14 protein-coding genes are annotated in these 15433 nt (G+C 45.9%); 1 reads left to right on the plus strand and 13 read right to left on the minus strand.

All coding sequences use genetic code 11. The annotated features are described in order from the left end of the window. Nucleotides 1-79 precede the first annotated feature (79 nt). From RBH91_RS11360 to RBH91_RS11400, 9 genes are all read right to left on the minus strand, one after another. Nucleotides 80-1234: an acyl-CoA dehydrogenase family protein gene (locus RBH91_RS11360; protein WP_307891651.1), complete on the minus strand. Its 1155-nt coding sequence runs from the start codon at nucleotides 1232-1234 to the stop codon at nucleotides 80-82. Between the two features lie 255 nt (nucleotides 1235-1489). Then, nucleotides 1490-2758 (minus strand): glutamate-5-semialdehyde dehydrogenase, encoded by a 1269-nt coding sequence (locus RBH91_RS11365; protein WP_307891652.1) that lies wholly within the window; start codon nucleotides 2756-2758, stop codon nucleotides 1490-1492. 27 nt (nucleotides 2759-2785) lie between these two features. After that, complete coding sequence (gene proB / locus RBH91_RS11370; RefSeq protein ID WP_307891653.1) at nucleotides 2786-3907, minus strand: glutamate 5-kinase; 1122 nt, start codon at nucleotides 3905-3907, stop codon at nucleotides 2786-2788. 39 nt (nucleotides 3908-3946) lie between these two features. Then, complete coding sequence (gene proC / locus RBH91_RS11375; RefSeq protein ID WP_307891654.1) at nucleotides 3947-4798, minus strand: pyrroline-5-carboxylate reductase; 852 nt, start codon at nucleotides 4796-4798, stop codon at nucleotides 3947-3949. Between the two features lie 353 nt (nucleotides 4799-5151). Further along, nucleotides 5152-5829, minus strand: coding sequence for a DUF421 domain-containing protein (locus tag RBH91_RS11380; RefSeq protein ID WP_307891655.1), 678 nt, complete (start codon nucleotides 5827-5829; stop codon nucleotides 5152-5154). A gap of 132 nt (nucleotides 5830-5961) precedes the next feature. Beyond that, complete coding sequence (gene cysC, locus RBH91_RS11385; RefSeq protein ID WP_307891656.1) at nucleotides 5962-6555, minus strand: adenylyl-sulfate kinase; 594 nt, start codon at nucleotides 6553-6555, stop codon at nucleotides 5962-5964. Further along, nucleotides 6552-7715, minus strand: a complete 1164-nt coding sequence (sat, locus tag RBH91_RS11390) for a sulfate adenylyltransferase (protein ID WP_307891657.1) — start codon at nucleotides 7713-7715, stop codon at nucleotides 6552-6554. The genes cysC and sat overlap by 4 nt, the downstream gene beginning before the upstream one ends. Further along, nucleotides 7678-8817 (minus strand): sulfate permease, encoded by a 1140-nt coding sequence (locus RBH91_RS11395; protein ID WP_307891658.1) that lies wholly within the window; start codon nucleotides 8815-8817, stop codon nucleotides 7678-7680. Before RBH91_RS11395 ends, sat begins: the two co-directional genes overlap by 38 nt. A 14-nt stretch (nucleotides 8818-8831) precedes the next feature. Then, on the minus strand, nucleotides 8832-9542 hold the full coding sequence (locus tag RBH91_RS11400; RefSeq protein WP_307891659.1) for a phosphoadenylyl-sulfate reductase: 711 nt from the start codon (nucleotides 9540-9542) through the stop codon (nucleotides 8832-8834). Between the two features lie 914 nt (nucleotides 9543-10456). Between RBH91_RS11400 and RBH91_RS11405 the strand changes: the two genes are divergently transcribed. Continuing rightward, nucleotides 10457-11221, plus strand: coding sequence for a phosphosulfolactate synthase (locus RBH91_RS11405; RefSeq protein ID WP_076758376.1), 765 nt, complete (start codon nucleotides 10457-10459; stop codon nucleotides 11219-11221). Between the two features lie 17 nt (nucleotides 11222-11238). On the opposite strand, the gene RBH91_RS11410 is transcribed toward RBH91_RS11405, so the two are convergent. From RBH91_RS11410 to RBH91_RS11425, 4 genes are all read right to left on the minus strand, one after another. Continuing rightward, nucleotides 11239-11862, minus strand: a complete 624-nt coding sequence (locus RBH91_RS11410; RefSeq protein WP_307891660.1) for a YitT family protein — start codon at nucleotides 11860-11862, stop codon at nucleotides 11239-11241. Nucleotides 11863-11946: 84 nt separating this feature from the next. Beyond that, nucleotides 11947-13053: a mandelate racemase/muconate lactonizing enzyme family protein gene (locus RBH91_RS11415; protein WP_307891661.1), complete on the minus strand. Its 1107-nt coding sequence runs from the start codon at nucleotides 13051-13053 to the stop codon at nucleotides 11947-11949. Nucleotides 13054-13066: 13 nt separating this feature from the next. Further along, nucleotides 13067-14320 carry an MFS transporter gene (locus RBH91_RS11420; RefSeq protein ID WP_404802439.1) on the minus strand — a complete coding sequence of 418 codons (1254 nt, stop codon included), beginning with the start codon at nucleotides 14318-14320 and terminating at the stop codon, nucleotides 13067-13069. Nucleotides 14321-14412: 92 nt separating this feature from the next. Then, entirely contained in the window at nucleotides 14413-15429 is a 1017-nt protein-coding gene (locus RBH91_RS11425) for a glycosyltransferase family 2 protein (RefSeq protein WP_307891663.1), read from the minus strand. Nucleotides 15430-15433 lie beyond the last annotated feature (4 nt).

The raw sequence follows: 15433 nt of genomic DNA on the forward strand, positions 1-15433 counted from the left end.
TCAAGATACAGTTTTTTGCTTGATTTTCAGAAGAGTAGTCTGAGTATGACATCCGGACCAATTGGTAAACGCTTACATTTTATTTCGTACTGCTGATCCCGACCTGTCTGGCGATGACCAGACGCTGGATTTCTGAGGTTCCTTCGCCGATTTCCATCAGCTTCGCATCTCGCAGCATGCGTTCCACTCCATACTCTCTCATATACCCGTATCCTCCGTGAATTTGAATGGCTTGATTGCACGCCCTGACGGCCATTTCTGAAGCAAACAGCTTGGCAAAAGCGGCTTCTTTTGTGAACGGACGGGCTTGATCTTTCAGCCAGGCAGCTTTCATCACCATATTGCGGGCCAGTTCAATTTCCAGCGCCATATCTGCAAGCTTGAACTGAATCGCTTGAAATGACGAAATCGTCCGGCCGAATTGCTTCCGCTCCTTTGCATAAGCCAATGAAGCGTCAAAGGCGCCTTGAGCAATGCCAACGGCAAGCGCAGCAATTGATATCCGGCCGCCGTCTAATGTCTTGAGAAATTGCTTGAATCCTTTTTCCGGACTGCCCAAAAGGTTTGTTTTCGGAACGCGAACGTTGTCCAATATCACCTGGGATGTATTGGAACCGCGTACACCCATTTTGTCATACTCGCTTTTAATGGTGAGCCCGTCTGCATCGGTCGGGACGATGATCGCCGATACGATATTTTTTCCGCTGCCGTCTTTTCCGATGACAGCGGTGACAATGACGGTTCGGGCGTAACCTGCATTTGTAATCCAGCATTTTTCACCGTTGATGATATAAAAATCCCCGTCCGGACGGGCTTTTGTTTGAGTTCCTCCTGCGTCAGACCCCGCATTCGGTTCGGTCAAACCGAAAGCTCCAAGTGCTTGGCCAGTAGCGAGTGGTACAAGGTGCTCCTGTTTTTGTTCTTCCGTGCCGAAATAATAAATCGGGGCGGCGCCGAGCGACACGGCGGCGGCATAGCTCAGCCCCGTGCTGCCGCATACTCTGCCGATTTCTTCGACTGCCAGGGCGTAAGAAATCGTATCACCGCCTGAGCCGCCATACCTTTCCGGAAATGGGATGCCTAAAAGCCCGAGCTTCCCCATTTTTTTGAATGTTTCAATTGGAAATTCCCCCGTTTTGTCAACGCATTCAGCATGCGGTGCGACTTCGCGTTTCGCAAAATCTCTGGCAAGGTCGCGGACCATTTGCTGTTCTTGTGTCAGTTCAAAATTCATAAGATACCTCCCACCATGATTTTGAAGCAGCTAAACTTTCTATCATCATATTAGAGTCACTCACACTTCATGCTAAGAGGATTTTAGAATTCCAATTGGAGATCGCATCGAGGATTTCAAGCGAGAGCTTGTCCAAACGGCAAAAACGAATGAGGCAAGCTGTATTTCCGCTTCCCTTTTCCCATTTGGCCTGTAAATGCAGTCATAAAAAAAACTGCACCCCCAACCTGAGAGGGTGCAGTTTTTAAACAATGATTATCTGATGTGGCCGTTGCCTTTCATGATAAATTTGCAAGTCGTCAGTTCTTTCAGTCCCATCGGTCCGCGCGCATGAAGCTTTTGTGTAGAAATGCCGATTTCCGCTCCGAAGCCGAGCGCCCCGCCGTCTGTAAACCGGGTGGACGCGTTGTGGTAAAGGGCCGCTGCGTCAACGGTATTGAGAAAAGTTTCGGCTGTCTCCGGATTCTCCGTTACGATCGCTTCCGAGTGCTTCGTTCCGTATGTTTCGATATGGTCGCAGGCTTCTTCAACACCGTGTACGACTTTAACAGCGATATCAAGGCTTAAATATTCATTCCGCCAGTCGGATTCATCCGCCGGTTTCGCTCCGGGAATGTGCCGGAGCGCCTTTTCGTCTCCGTGGACTTGAATGCCGTGGTCTTGCAAAGCGGTGATGAGCGCCGCACTGTTTTCTTGAAGCCATTGTTCATGGACAAGCAATGTCTCAAGCGCGTTGCAGACAGCCGGGCGATCCGTTTTTGCATTGATCATAATGCTGAGCGCTTTTTTTGTATCGGCGTCTTTGTCGATATACAGGTGGCAGTTGCCCACTCCGGTTTCCAAAACGGGGACCGTCGCGTTTTCTACGACCTCTTGAATGAGGGAGCCTCCTCCCCGTGGAATTAATACATCGATATGTTCTTTCATCTTAAACAGCTCTTTTGTGGCGCTGCGGTCGGTGCTCTCGATAAATTGAACGGCATCCTGCGGAATGGCTGTTTCCGCCAATGCGTCGTGCATGCAAGAGACGATCGCTTTGTTGGAGTGGATCGCTGATGATCCGCCTTTTAAAACAACTGCATTTCCGGATTTAAGAGCAAGCCCTGCTGCATCGACTGTCACGTTTGGCCTTGCTTCATAGATCATGCCGATGACGCCGAGAGGAACGCGGACTTTTTCCGCTTTTAACCCGTTGTCTAGCGTCCAGCTTGATAGCGTTTCACCGACCGGATCTTCCAGGCTGGCTACATCTTTAAGACCTTTCGCGAAATCGAGAATCCTGTCTTCATTAAGGGAGAGGCGGTCAATGTATGCCGCATCATAGCCTTTACTGCGTCCGGCCTCTATATCCTTTTCATTTTCATCGAGAATATATTGCATGTTTGTCACTAAATGCTCCGCCAATGTGAAGAGCGCTTCGTTCTTTTCTTTTTCCGTTGTCAGCCTTAATCGTTTTGCCGCCTTTTTTGCTTTTATCGCTTTTTCCTCAATACGTGCCGGGATGCTCTCTCTGGTCGCAGTCATATCAATTCCTCCTTCTGATTCATTTTTTTAAAGCGGGACGGATAGCTCTAAATGACAGACAAACGCTTCTCTGTCAACGACAGCCTGTGAGGAAGCTGCTGTTTCCTGATTCGTATCCTTCTTCCATTTACGAAGCTGGGACGAAGAAAAATTAACGACTCCAAGGCCGATTTCTTCTCTATCCTGGTCAAGGATTCGAACGACGGAACCGTTGCTGAAACGGCCGTTTATTTCGTAAATACTAGAAGGATACAGGCTTTTTTTACGGTCGATGATAAACTCTTTGCTTTCATTGCTGACGATAATATCTCCTTCTGGTCCAGAGTTGAAAGCTATCCATTGTTTTTTATGATTAAGGGTGTGTGATTCTGCATTCGGTTCAAAATAAGTTCCCCGCGCAGTCCCGCTGATCGCTTCGCGCAAAATATCGGGAGTGTCGGCCCGGCCTAAGAACCCTTTGATTCCTGAAGCCATTGTGATTTTAAAAGCATCCAGTTTTGATTTCATTCCGCCTGTTCCGACATCGCTTCCTGCATCCCCGGCTGAAGCTTCGATCTCCGGTGTGATTTCATTCACTTCTTTCACAAGGTCGGCGTCCGGCGTTTTCCTCGGGTTGGCGTTATAAAGGCCGTCAATATCAGAGAGAATCGTCAGCAGGTCGGCGTCAATCAGCCCGGCCACCTTTGCTGAAAGCGTATCATTGTCTCCGAATTTGAGCCGGTTGACGGTTACCGTGTCATTTTCATTGATAATCGGGATAATGCCGCGTTTCAGAAGGACGTTCATCGTGTTTCGCACATTGTTGTACCGTTTTTCATCTGAAAAATCGCTTCTTGTGATTAAAATTTGCGAAGCAATGTAGCCATGGGATAAAAAGAGCTTGGAGTATGACTCTATTAATAAGCCTTGCCCGACTGAAGCAGATGCCTGTTTTTCCGGCAATGTATCCGGTCGGCTGATAAATCCGAGCTTCCGATATCCGGCAGCAACAGCGCCGGATGAGACGAGGAGGACCTCATGTCCTTCATCTTTGAGGCGGACGATCTGCTCGACAAGCTTTTCGAGCTTTTTGCTGCTGATCTCCCCATGAAGACTTGTTAAAGAGCTGCTTCCAACTTTGACAACTACCCTCTTTTGATTAGAGGTCATTTTATCACTCCTGTAGTATTTTTTCCTTTGTATGGGCGTTTACCTTGTTGTGACTAATTGTTTTAGTTCCTGGCTGATGGTTTTTGATCGCTTTGCGGCATGTTTGACCGCCTGTTCGATCGCTTCGCCCCCGCCGCTTTCTTCCAAAGCTTTTAAGCCGGCGGCAGTCGTACCGTTAGGAGAGGTGATGTTGTCTTTGAGAACAGTGGTGTCTTCCGGGCTTTCCAATAGCATTTTTGCGGCGCCTAATAGTGTTTGTGCACCGATTTCCCTCGTTAATTTTTGGCTTAATCCGGCCTCGGCTCCCGCTTTTTCAATGTGCTCCATTAAAAAATAAAAATAAGCAGGCCCGCTTCCGGCAATTCCTGTGAAAATATCCATTTTGTTTTCTTCGATGGCGTACACTTCACCCATGCATCGAAGCAGCTGTTTTGCTGTTTCTGACTGATCGGCTGTTACGCTGCTTCCTTCAGACATTGCGGTTGCTGAAGCGCCGATCGTGCTTGAGGTATTAGGCATGATTCTGATAACGGGCTGATTTTCGTGCAGCGCGTTTTCAATAAATGAGATTGATATGCCAGCTAAGACTGACAGTATGAGCTGATGAGGCTGAATATGCGGTTTCAAGGATACGAGCGCAGCTTCGGCATCCTTTGGCTTCATCGCCAAGATGAAGCAATCGATGTTCTGATAGTCAAGCGCTTCTTTTTTGATGCCCTGTATCCCGTATTTCTTCTGGAGTTCTTTTAAACGCTGGTGATTCGTGTGGTTTGTAACATGGATTTGGCTGGCGGGCAGTTTTTTAGACTGAAGGATGCCTGAAATCATCCCTTCGGCCATTGATCCAGCCCCTATAAATGCTACGTTTTTTTGATTAAAGATCTTTAACATCTCCCTTTGTTCGCATTTCTGTTCGTATTTTTTCGAACACGGTTAGTATATTAACACTTTAGATATTTATGTCAAGTTTGCGTGTTTTGACTGGACGGCAATCAAGACGTGAAAAATGGAGGATTTTGCAGAATAAAGGAAAAGTTAAGCGATTTAAAAAAGGAATTTTGATTTTGCGGTGCATCTTTCGTCGTTTACAATCATTTTGAATTGAAGGTATTTTGTATGAATTAGCGCTATGCTCTAGAGAAAGAAAGCCTTTTAGCCCGGTATAAAAGTATGATTTCCCGAGGGATAGCTGTTCAGCGAAAAAAGCGCGGGCTCGAAAGATGTCGATCCCGCTTTCATCCCCGTCAATATTTTGTAATGTAGAGCTGCCCTTCATCACCGCGCCATTCTGCGTATAGCACGTCGCTGTACTGATTGATGTTTTGGCTTGATAATTGATTTTGCAGCCAAAGTTCATCAAAGCCGGCTTCATGCAGGTTATCCTTTTCCAGCTGGCCGTCAAGGATTAAGGAAACAGGAAGCTGAACCGGTTTATAAGGGATGTTTAAATCCTGTTTTGTCGTCATTCCGTATTGGTGTTTAGGGAGGACGCTCAGTGTGCCGTCTGTTTCCAATATAGCAAAGTCAATTTCGTTAAGGGAAAAACAGCCTTTTTCGCGCGCTAAAGTTTGCAGCTGGTTCAAATCCAGTTTGTTTTTTTTAAGAGCGTTGTAGTCGATTTTTCCTTTTTTGATGATGAGGCTTGGACGTCCTTCCAGAAAGCCTCTCATGGCTTGAACTTTTTGAGACAAAACTTCGATTGAATAGATGAGAATCCCCCAAACGATAATAGCAAAGAGGATTTTCCAAATGGTGACTGCTTCATCAAAAATTGCGTTTCCAACCATCTCCCCTAAAATTAAAGCGGAAATAAAATCGAATGGGGTGATTTGGGCGAATTGGGTTTTGCCCAATATCTTCGTCATGAGAAATAATGCTGCAAATCCGACTGTCAGTTCAACTACCAAATGTATATAGTCCATCAAGGTTCCCTCCCGAATCTCTCTCTTCATTGTTTACATTCGGGATGCAGTTTAAACCAGCGGAAATTTTTCCCTGACAGGCAAAGAAAAAGCTTATCTGCTGTTTCAGCGACAAGCCTTCATATCAAACGATTAAATCCATTTGTTTTCTTTTAAATAGGCGATGATCATATCTGCTGATTCATCTGCCGTATACCGGTTTGTATCAATGATCAGTTCCGGGCGGACAGGTGGTTCATAAGGAGACTGTATACCGGTGAAATCCTTGATCTCCCCTTTTCTTGCTTTTTGATAAAGTCCTTTCGGATCTCGCTGTTCACATATATCAACCGGACAGCTGACATGAATCTCGATAAATTCGTCTTCAGAAAAGAGCTTTCTGATTTGGGCGCGGTCTTTGAGATATGGAGAAACGAATGCCGTGAGGACGATTTGGCCGCTGTCAACGAAAAGCTTCGCCACCTCTCCGATTCTTCTTAAATTTTCGGTCCGGTCTTCTTTGCTGAACCCAAGGCCTTTGTTCAAACCGTGCCGAATATTATCCCCATCCAATACATAGCTTCTGATTTTTAACTGATAGAGCCGCCTATCAACTGTGTTGGCCAGCGTTGATTTCCCTGAACCGGGCAGTCCGGTAAACCAAAGCACACCGCTTTTATGCTGATTTAACCGCTGCCTGTCGGCTTTGTCCATAGCCGGCTGATGCCAGACGATGTGATGAGTCATGTGTTCTGGCTCACCTCTTTCTCATTCTGTTTGCATATGCCATTGATCAATACTTCACTAACCTCAGGCCTCGTAAATTCCTCCGGCGGCTTTTGCCCGTTTACAAGCATCGCTCTTACCTTTGTGCCTGACAAATGCATATGGTCTTCCTTATCATGCGGACATGTTTTAAGAGATCCCATGTTTCCGCATGCTTTGCAATAAAAACAATGCTCAAAAAACAGCGGTGTTATGCCGATTTCTTCATCTGAAAAATGGCTGAAAATATGCTGTGCATCATAGGTGCCGTAAAAGCTCCCGACTCCAGCATGATCGCGTCCTACAATAAAGTGGGTGCATCCGTAGTTTTTGCGGACAAGCGCGTGGAAAATCGCTTCACGAGGGCCCGCATAGCGCATCGCCGCAGGAAATACGGATAAACAGACGCGGTCTTGCGGATAATAGTTTTCCAACAGAACCTGGTAGCTTTCCATTCTGACATCAGCCGGAATGTCATCTGACTTTGTCTGGCCGACGAGCGGATGAAGAAGCAAGCCGTCAACCATCTCCAAAGCCGATTTTTGAATGTATTCGTGAGCACGGTGCACAGGATTTCGGGTCTGAAAGCCCACGACCGTTTTCCAGCCGCGTTTTTTAAACAGGTCCCTTGCTGCTTTGGGGTCTAAATAAAAGCGGCCGAATTTTTCCCGCTGCGGGCGGCGGATCATCGTGATAGGCCCGGCCATATAAACGCTCGGACGTTCAAACAGTTTTTTGACCCCTGGATGGCGAAGGTCGGCTGTTCTGTATACATGTACAGCTTCCTTTAGTTTATCCGCCGGATATAGATCGGTGACAGTCAAAACGCCGTAGACTGTTTTGTCTTTGACAAGTTTGACAGAATCGCCGATATCGATGCGGGTGAGCGCATTTTTTTCAACGGGAAGCGTAATCGGAATGCTCCACGGAATCCCGTTGGAAAGGCGCATCTCTTCGACGACAGACTGATAATCCTGTTCATTTAAAAAACCGGTTAATGGGCTGTATCCCCCTGTTGCAATGAGCTCCAAGTCGCTTAGCGCCATATCATCGAGTTCGACTTCATGCCTGGTTTGTTCTGCCTGGTGGCAGACATCAAACCGGTTAACTAAAATCTCTCCATGCGGCTGGTTCTCTTTCATGGTTTCTCCCTCCAACGATCGATTTAATATTGTCCCTTCTTTGACCCCTCTTTCGCTGTGGTTTTCCGGCCTGCTTCATAAGGCTGACAGAACCGAGGGTGGCCAGAAATACACATAAAACAACAGAAACAGAATATAGATCAAAATCAAGAAAGATCTTCACGAGACTATAAGAGATGACAAGCGAAAAAACAGGGGAAACAACCCACACTTTCATGAGTTTAACGATCACACTTTTACGAAAGATGGCTTTCCCCTTCTCAGACAGTCCGATCCCGATAATGCTGCATGTCGTAATCTGGGTTTGCGGAACGGGAATGCCAAAGAGTGATGCACCGATGACCAGGACAGCTCCGAGCCCGGAAACGGCTGATCCCTGCAAAAGGTTAAGGTTCGTTATTTTTTTTCCGTTTGTTTCAATGACTCTGCTTCCAAGACAAATCGCTCCGATTGCGACAAATAGACCGCCTAAAAATGTTCCGCTGTCGATCGATAACAGTCCCGCCCCTACAAGCGGGCCCACCGAATTGGCGACATTATTCATCCCAGCTGAAAAAGCCTCCAAAAACCCGGTCAAAATCACCAGCACAATAAGTACGCGCGACCACTTCTTCTTTTTCAGCCATTTCAGCTTTCGTTCTGTTCCTTTAATCAGCTGGCCGATGAGAAAAGCGAGAAAAAAAGCAATGATCGGGATGATCAGCCAATACACCACGATCAGCATCAGTTTATCCGTAAATACGACCTGAAAGGCGACCCCCACTCCGACAATCGAGCCGACCGTGACTTCGCTTGTTGAAAGCGGAATGCCCGCCATATTGGCGATAAAAAGTGATACTGCCGCCGCCCCGAGGATGATCACGACGATATTTACATTGAGAATCGACGAAGGAATGATGCCTGAACCGATTGTTTTTACGACTTCCCCGCCGCCTATCACGGCGCCCAGAAACACGCCGATGCCGCTGATCCACAAGGCAATCCGCCTTTTTCGGACGGCGCCTGAGCCGTAGGCAATCCCCATTGTTGCTGCTGCGCCGCTCGCTCCTATGTTCATGGCAAAAAATAAAGCGATTATAAATGCTAAAACTGTAATCGTCATCTTCTATCCAGCTCCTACCGGAATTGATGCAGCCCGCATTCTGTTTTTTCGCGCTGGGCCCACCTTCCCGCTCTTAAATTGCCTCCGTCTGTCACTGGAAGTGTACACATCTCACAGCCGATGCTTGGATATTGCTGGTCATGCAGCTTGTGGTATGTCAGCTGGTTTAATCTGATGTAGCTCCATACATCACCCCACGTCCAGTGAATCAGGGGGCAGATTTTGACCAGTTTAAATTTGTCGTCTTTGTTGATATAGCGGACATGCCTCCTCGTTTCCGACTGTTCCCGCCTAAGCCCGGTAATCCAAGCGTCCATGCCTGAGAGGTGTTCTTTGAGCGGTTCGATTTTGCGGAGGCTGCAGCAAAGGTCGGGCTGACGCTGCCAAAGTTCCTTTCCATACTTCTCTTCCTGCTCTTCCAATGTGAGAGCCGGCTTCAAGAAACGGATCGAAAGGCCGGGATACTTGTGTTCTATTTCCTTGATGAGGTCATAGGTTTCTTGAAAGTGAAGCCCAGTATCCAAAAAAACGATGTCAGCATCTTTTTTAATCTTTGAAATTAAATCGATTAAAACGATCCCTTCGGCCCCGAAACTGCATGCATAAACGATTTTCCCGTAAGTGCTGTAAGCCCATTTCAAAACATCCATTTCACCGCTAAAGCCATCCATAACTGCTTTTGCATCTTCATCATTCCATGTGTTATACGTTAAACCACCGTTCATCTATTTTCCCCCACTTTAATGCATCATAAAGGTTTACTTGCTTTACCCTCCCAACAAAACAAACTGAACTGAAAGAACATATAGGCAGATTATTCACTTTTTGAGCAAATGTGATCTGGAAAAAACTTTTATCCGCCCACTTTTGTGAATGTTTGAAAAAACGCCGACAATTTTTTCAGGCAGCTGAAACAAACCGGGATCCCGAAGCTTCAGCTATTTTTTATACAGCTCAAGGGAAATGGACCGCTCTAAGTTGATCATGGCCGGCCGTATCCTCGAGGTGTTGGCTGCCAAAAAAGGAATTCCCAAAATACGGAATCATGATAGCATACCTTTCTTAAGCGAAACAATCCAATGAATTTATGTATATGATTTACATGTTTGCAAATGATTTTAATGTTATTTCAGAATATCAAAATACTACACTGGGTCTGCTGTATCTTTGTAAAATAAGATATTTAATTTTATTTCAATCTAAACAATCCAGATTTTAATATATTGAAATATCTTTAAATGTTAAAAAATGGTGAACTTTTTATCGAGTTCGCAAATCTGTCACAAGCTTCCTCTTTTATCTGAATTGCGGCTCCTTGATGACGGATAAAGAATGGAACCTTATAAAAGGACGGCGAATATACTTACTTTGACTTCACAATATGGATAAATACCTATCTTCAAAACGCAAAAAAGCGATGTCAGCCGAACGCTGCGACTGCCGCGAAGTCTGGTCTTTTGCGTTTGCTGGAAAATACGCTGCCCATGAGGAGGTGAATTAGATAACTCCTTGCCAAATCGAAAAACATATTTGAAAAAACAGAGAAAGGTCAATCTTTTAGAACGGCAGCTGAAATTGGTTGTATAGAGGCATTTTTCCGAGGTGTGAATGATATAGTTAAAGATTGTGAGGGGTAATCATGATTTCTTCTGAATTAAAACTGCCCGTGCGGCAGCTTAAACCGAGAACGAAAGGGATCACTATTCTGATTGATAATGGAGTTCCCTTAAACTTGTTTAAAGACACGATTAACGGGGCAGCCGATTATATAGACTTTGTGAAGTTTGGCTGGGGGACGTCTTTAGTTACAAAATATTTGGAGGAAAAGATCGATTGCTTAAAGCAAAATGATGTTCAATTCTTTTTCGGCGGCACACTGTTTGAGAAGTTTTTAAGCCAGGATAAGATTGAAGACTATTACCGCTATTGTAAAACATACGGATGTCAGTATGTGGAAATATCAAATGGTACGATCCTTTTGTCCAACAGAGAAAAAGCGAGCTTTATCTCTGATTTTGCAAAAGAGTTTCACGTGTTCAGCGAGGTTGGCAGCAAAGACAGTGCGATCAGCAATGAGCAGCAGTCATCAGATTGGATTGACTATATTCTCGAAGATCTTGAAGCAGGGGCAGAGAAAGTGATCACAGAAACGAGAGAAGGCGGAACGAGCGGTTTGTGCAAAAGCGATGGGGAGATGCGTTCCCTGCTGATTGAGGACATTCTTAGATCAGGCATCAAGCCTGACGATTTAATCTTTGAAGCGCCGACTAAAAAAATGCAAACGTGTTTTATTGAAAAAATCGGATCTGATGTCAATATGGCAAACATTCCGTTTCAAGATGCCATTCCTTTGGAAACATTGCGGCTTGGCCTTCGCTCAGATACATTTTATTTATTCGAATAGGTTCGCCGGGCGGCGGACTATTTTTTGTTGCGATAGCCGGCAAGGGGCAGCAAAAACGGACGCAGCCGAATTTGATAAATGGCATCAATAATCCTGGTGGAAATCCATTGGCAGATTAGGGCCTGGATGACGATGCCCCATGCGATGACAGAAGCCGTCAGAAGAAAAATAAAAGCATTCATTAAAAATAAGGCCGTCCCCGGCTTTCCGCCGCGATATATTGAAATCATCAAAGCCAAGGCGCCGAATCCTCCGTTTGAAATGTTGTATTTATATAATATCCCGACACCGGTTCCTAAAAGGACGGCGCCGTAAAATAAATCCAGCCATATGTTGTTCGTCGTCATAACAGGCAAACAGGTTTCGAAAATCTGCACTGAAACAGACGTCATGGTGATGGCGCCCATCGTTCCGATTACCGTGATCGGCTCAAGCCATTTGACAGCCGTCAGAAGCAATGAAAAGTTTACGGCCCAGACCGTTAATCCGTGCGGAACCTGAAACCAAAAATTGAGCAAGACGGCAATCCCGGCCGCCCCTCCTGAAGGAATATGGTTTGGAAATAAAAAGAGCGCCATACCGAGTCCCTGTAATACGCTGCCCAAAAAAATAGCTTGTACAATTTTGAATGTTCTCCCCATATGGATATAATCCCCTTTAAATGAAAACTTGTCCTCTATCTACTATATGAAAGGGGAAATGAAAAATATCACATCTTTTGCTTATTACCTGTAGCTTGTTCCGTCCCACAGGTGTGCTTTCACCAAATCTGTATCAACTTCGATTTTCTCAGGCACATGGAGCTGCCCGTCCTTTACCTGAACATGTACAATTTGTGTGAACGGATTTTCCATCGCATCCCATTCGAGAGGTTCGATATCTTCCCCATCCATTTTCGTCCAAGGTGATAAACAGGCTTGGCCGAAAGCGGCGTACAATCTTGAAAGTGTTCCGTCATAGCTGTGCGGGGAAACCCGTTTCCCAAAATGCCGGGCGAGCTGCAGTACGCTCTGAAAGTCGTCGGTTCCATAGCCATGCATGACATCGGGCTGAATAATATCGAGGGCGTGTTCAAGAAGGAGCGGCAAAAATTGTTTTGCGCCTTTCATGTTTTCTCCCCCGGCAATTGGAGCGGAAAAAACCGAGCGCAGCCTGCGATATTCCGCCAAGTCATCAAATGGCATAGGCTCTTCAAACCAAAGCAGATTGCACCAGTCATGAGCGAAGCGCTCCCATCTGCGGGCGGCTGCCAAGTCATAGCTTTGGTTGGCATCCATAATAAAGCGGATGTTTTGCTCTGACATCTTCTGAAAAGCCTGAATATGTGCCAAGTCTTCTGAAAACGGTCTTCCTCCAACTTTCAGCTTTACGGTGTCAAATCCATTACGTACGCTTTTCTCGATCAACTGAATGGAATGATTGATCCAGTCTGTTCTGTCCGAATAGGATTGAAATGAAGCATAAACCGGTATACACTCCCTCAGCTTTCCTCCCCATAAATCACATACAGAAAGGCCGGACTTTTTGGCCGTGATTTCTGTTAAAGCCATGCTGACAGCAGCAGCGGCGCGCTGATGCCACTTTTTAATGACGCCGGCAAGCCGCAAGCGGTCAGTCGCTTGTTTTCCAATTAAATAAGGGATGATCCGTTTCTTGAAGCCCGCATCCAACAGGGGCAGCCAGTCCATACATTCGCCCCACCCCGTCAGGCCGGATGCGGTCGTCACCCGAATCAAATAGCATGTTCTGTAGCTTTTGAACCCGTTCGCATCTCCATAAGGGGCGGAAAGCTTATAAAACAGCGGAAATGTATCAATTCTTTCAATGCGCATGTTTTTCTCCCTTTCACCTTGCATCAGCAGTTTGCAGCCCTTTTGGCCCTTTCTCCCCTTTTTTTGTCGGGCCTTCATCTTTGGCGTGGATCAATGTCAGAACGAGGATGCCGACAACGAGAGTAAGTCCGGCGATGGTCATAAACATGCCGATTTTTGACCATTCCATCAGCCTCCCGAAAATCGGCGGTCCGATGGCAACTCCCAAAAAACGGACCGAGCCGTACAGCGATGTCACAAAGCCCCGTCTCTCTTTGCCGACAGCGCCTGTTATAAAACTGTTGACACACGGCAATACAAACCCTGTGCCAATGCTGCTGATAACAAGAATCGAGATAAAAGGAATGAGCGCGGAGAAAAATGACAGTGTCCCATATGAAATCGTAATAAATGCGAGTCCGATGACCATCATTTTTTTCATAAGCCGCTGATTTTGCCCGATTTTACTGCCTGTTATGTAGGAAGTCGTACACATGACAAGCAGCGGGATCGCTAAAATCAACCCTTTTTTCACCCCATCCGTATGAAAGTCTTTTTCCAAAATGTCAGATAAGTAAAAGAGAATGCCAAACAATGTAAACAAACAGACAGCACCTGCCAAATATGCTGTGAAAAGCCATCTGCCCTCATGTTTAAAAACGCTGACTAACCCTTTTGCATATTTTCCAAAGGGCGGAGGATCTTTCTTTTTGTCTTTTTCTTTAATAAAAAACCAAGTCAGTACGATAGGAGCAATACAGAAAGCCGGAAAAGCAAAAAATACCCAGAACCAAGCGATCAATGCAATCAGGGAACCTAATATAGGCGACAACACTTTTCCGAAACCGTTGGAAGCTTCGACAAGTCCAAGCACCCGGCTTTCATCAGACCCTTTAAAAAGATCTCCTGTAAGCGCCATAGCAATCGGCGCCGTTCCGGCTGCGCCGAGCCCTTGCAGCCCCCTGCCGAAAAGAACCCACGGAAATGCATTTTCAAATGTCGTAGCAGCGAATCCCGCAAGAATTCCCCCTGCTCCGTAAAGAACCAGGCACGGGATAATAATCACTTTTCGTGAAAATCGGTCTGCCAGATATCCGAGCAGCGGAATAAAGAGTGCCGCCGTTATGGAAAACACGGTGATCACAAGACTGACTTGAAATTGAGACAAATTGAGTTCAGATTTCATTTTCGGCAAAATCGGAATCAGCATGGAATTTCCCAATGTCATGATCAGCGGAATCGAACCGATGGCCACTACGGTCAGACCCGAGCTTTGTTTTTCTGCCATAAGCTTGAACATCCTTCCTTGTACTTAATAAACTTGAGATTATAGATTAGATTGTCCGCTACGGCTGAATGCTATTCCCTCAAGCATCCGCCTTAACTTAGCCTTGTACCGTGTATGTTTTCTGGCTCGCGCCGCTCCGCCCGGCCCAGCCGTTCAGTATACAAATCGATATCAACCGCATATCTCGGCCGCTTTTTCACTTCGGTGAAGATTGTGCCGATGTATTCGCCAATAATGCCGATTCCCATTAAGTGCAGGCCTCCCAAAAACCAGATGGAAATCATCAAAGACGCCCAGCCCGCATTCGTATAGCCGAGCAGCTTTTGAATCATCGCATAGATGCCTGCAATGCCGCTTAAGAAAAATAAGAAAAAGCCGATAAAGGTAAAAAAACGAATGGGTGCCACACTAAAAGACGTAATGCCGTGAAAAGCAAAAGACAGCATTTTTTTCAGCGGATATTTTGTCTCTCCCGCATGCCTCTCCTTCCTGTCATAGAGCACTTTTGCCGATCGAAGACCGATCAGCGGCACTAGCCCGCGCAAAAAAACATTGGCTTCGGCATAACGGCTGAGCTCGTCAAGCGCCCTTTTATTTAAAAGCCGAAAATCGGCATGGTTATCAATTAATTGAATGCCGAGCTTGTTCATTAAGCGGTAAAACCATGATGCTGTCGTCCGCTTAAATAAAGTGTCGGTTTTTCGGCTCCGGCGCACACCGTAGACGATCTCATATCCTTCATGATACTTCTCAATGAACTTGCGGATCGCTGAAATATCATCCTGAAGATCGGCATCGATTGATATGACGCAGTCTGACTTTTGTTTTGCTTTTTCCAGTCCTGCTAAAAGCGCTTTTTGATGTCCTGAATTGTGAGCCAATTTTAAGCCTGTAACATAATGGTTTCTTGTGCTTTCCATAACAATCAGCGGCCATGTACGGTCTGTCGATCCGTCATCTACGAATAAGAGCTTGCTGTCGGATGAAATCAGGTTGTCTTCTGTCAGATCTTTCAATACAGCAGTCAGCTGTTTGGCGGTTTCAGAAAAAACCTCCTCTTCGTTGTAACAGGGAACAACGATCGTCAATAAAGGCTGTGAATGATTCAATTTG

It is taken from the genome of Bacillus swezeyi (assembly GCF_030908325.1).
Classification (GTDB): domain Bacteria; phylum Bacillota; class Bacilli; order Bacillales; family Bacillaceae; genus Bacillus; species Bacillus swezeyi.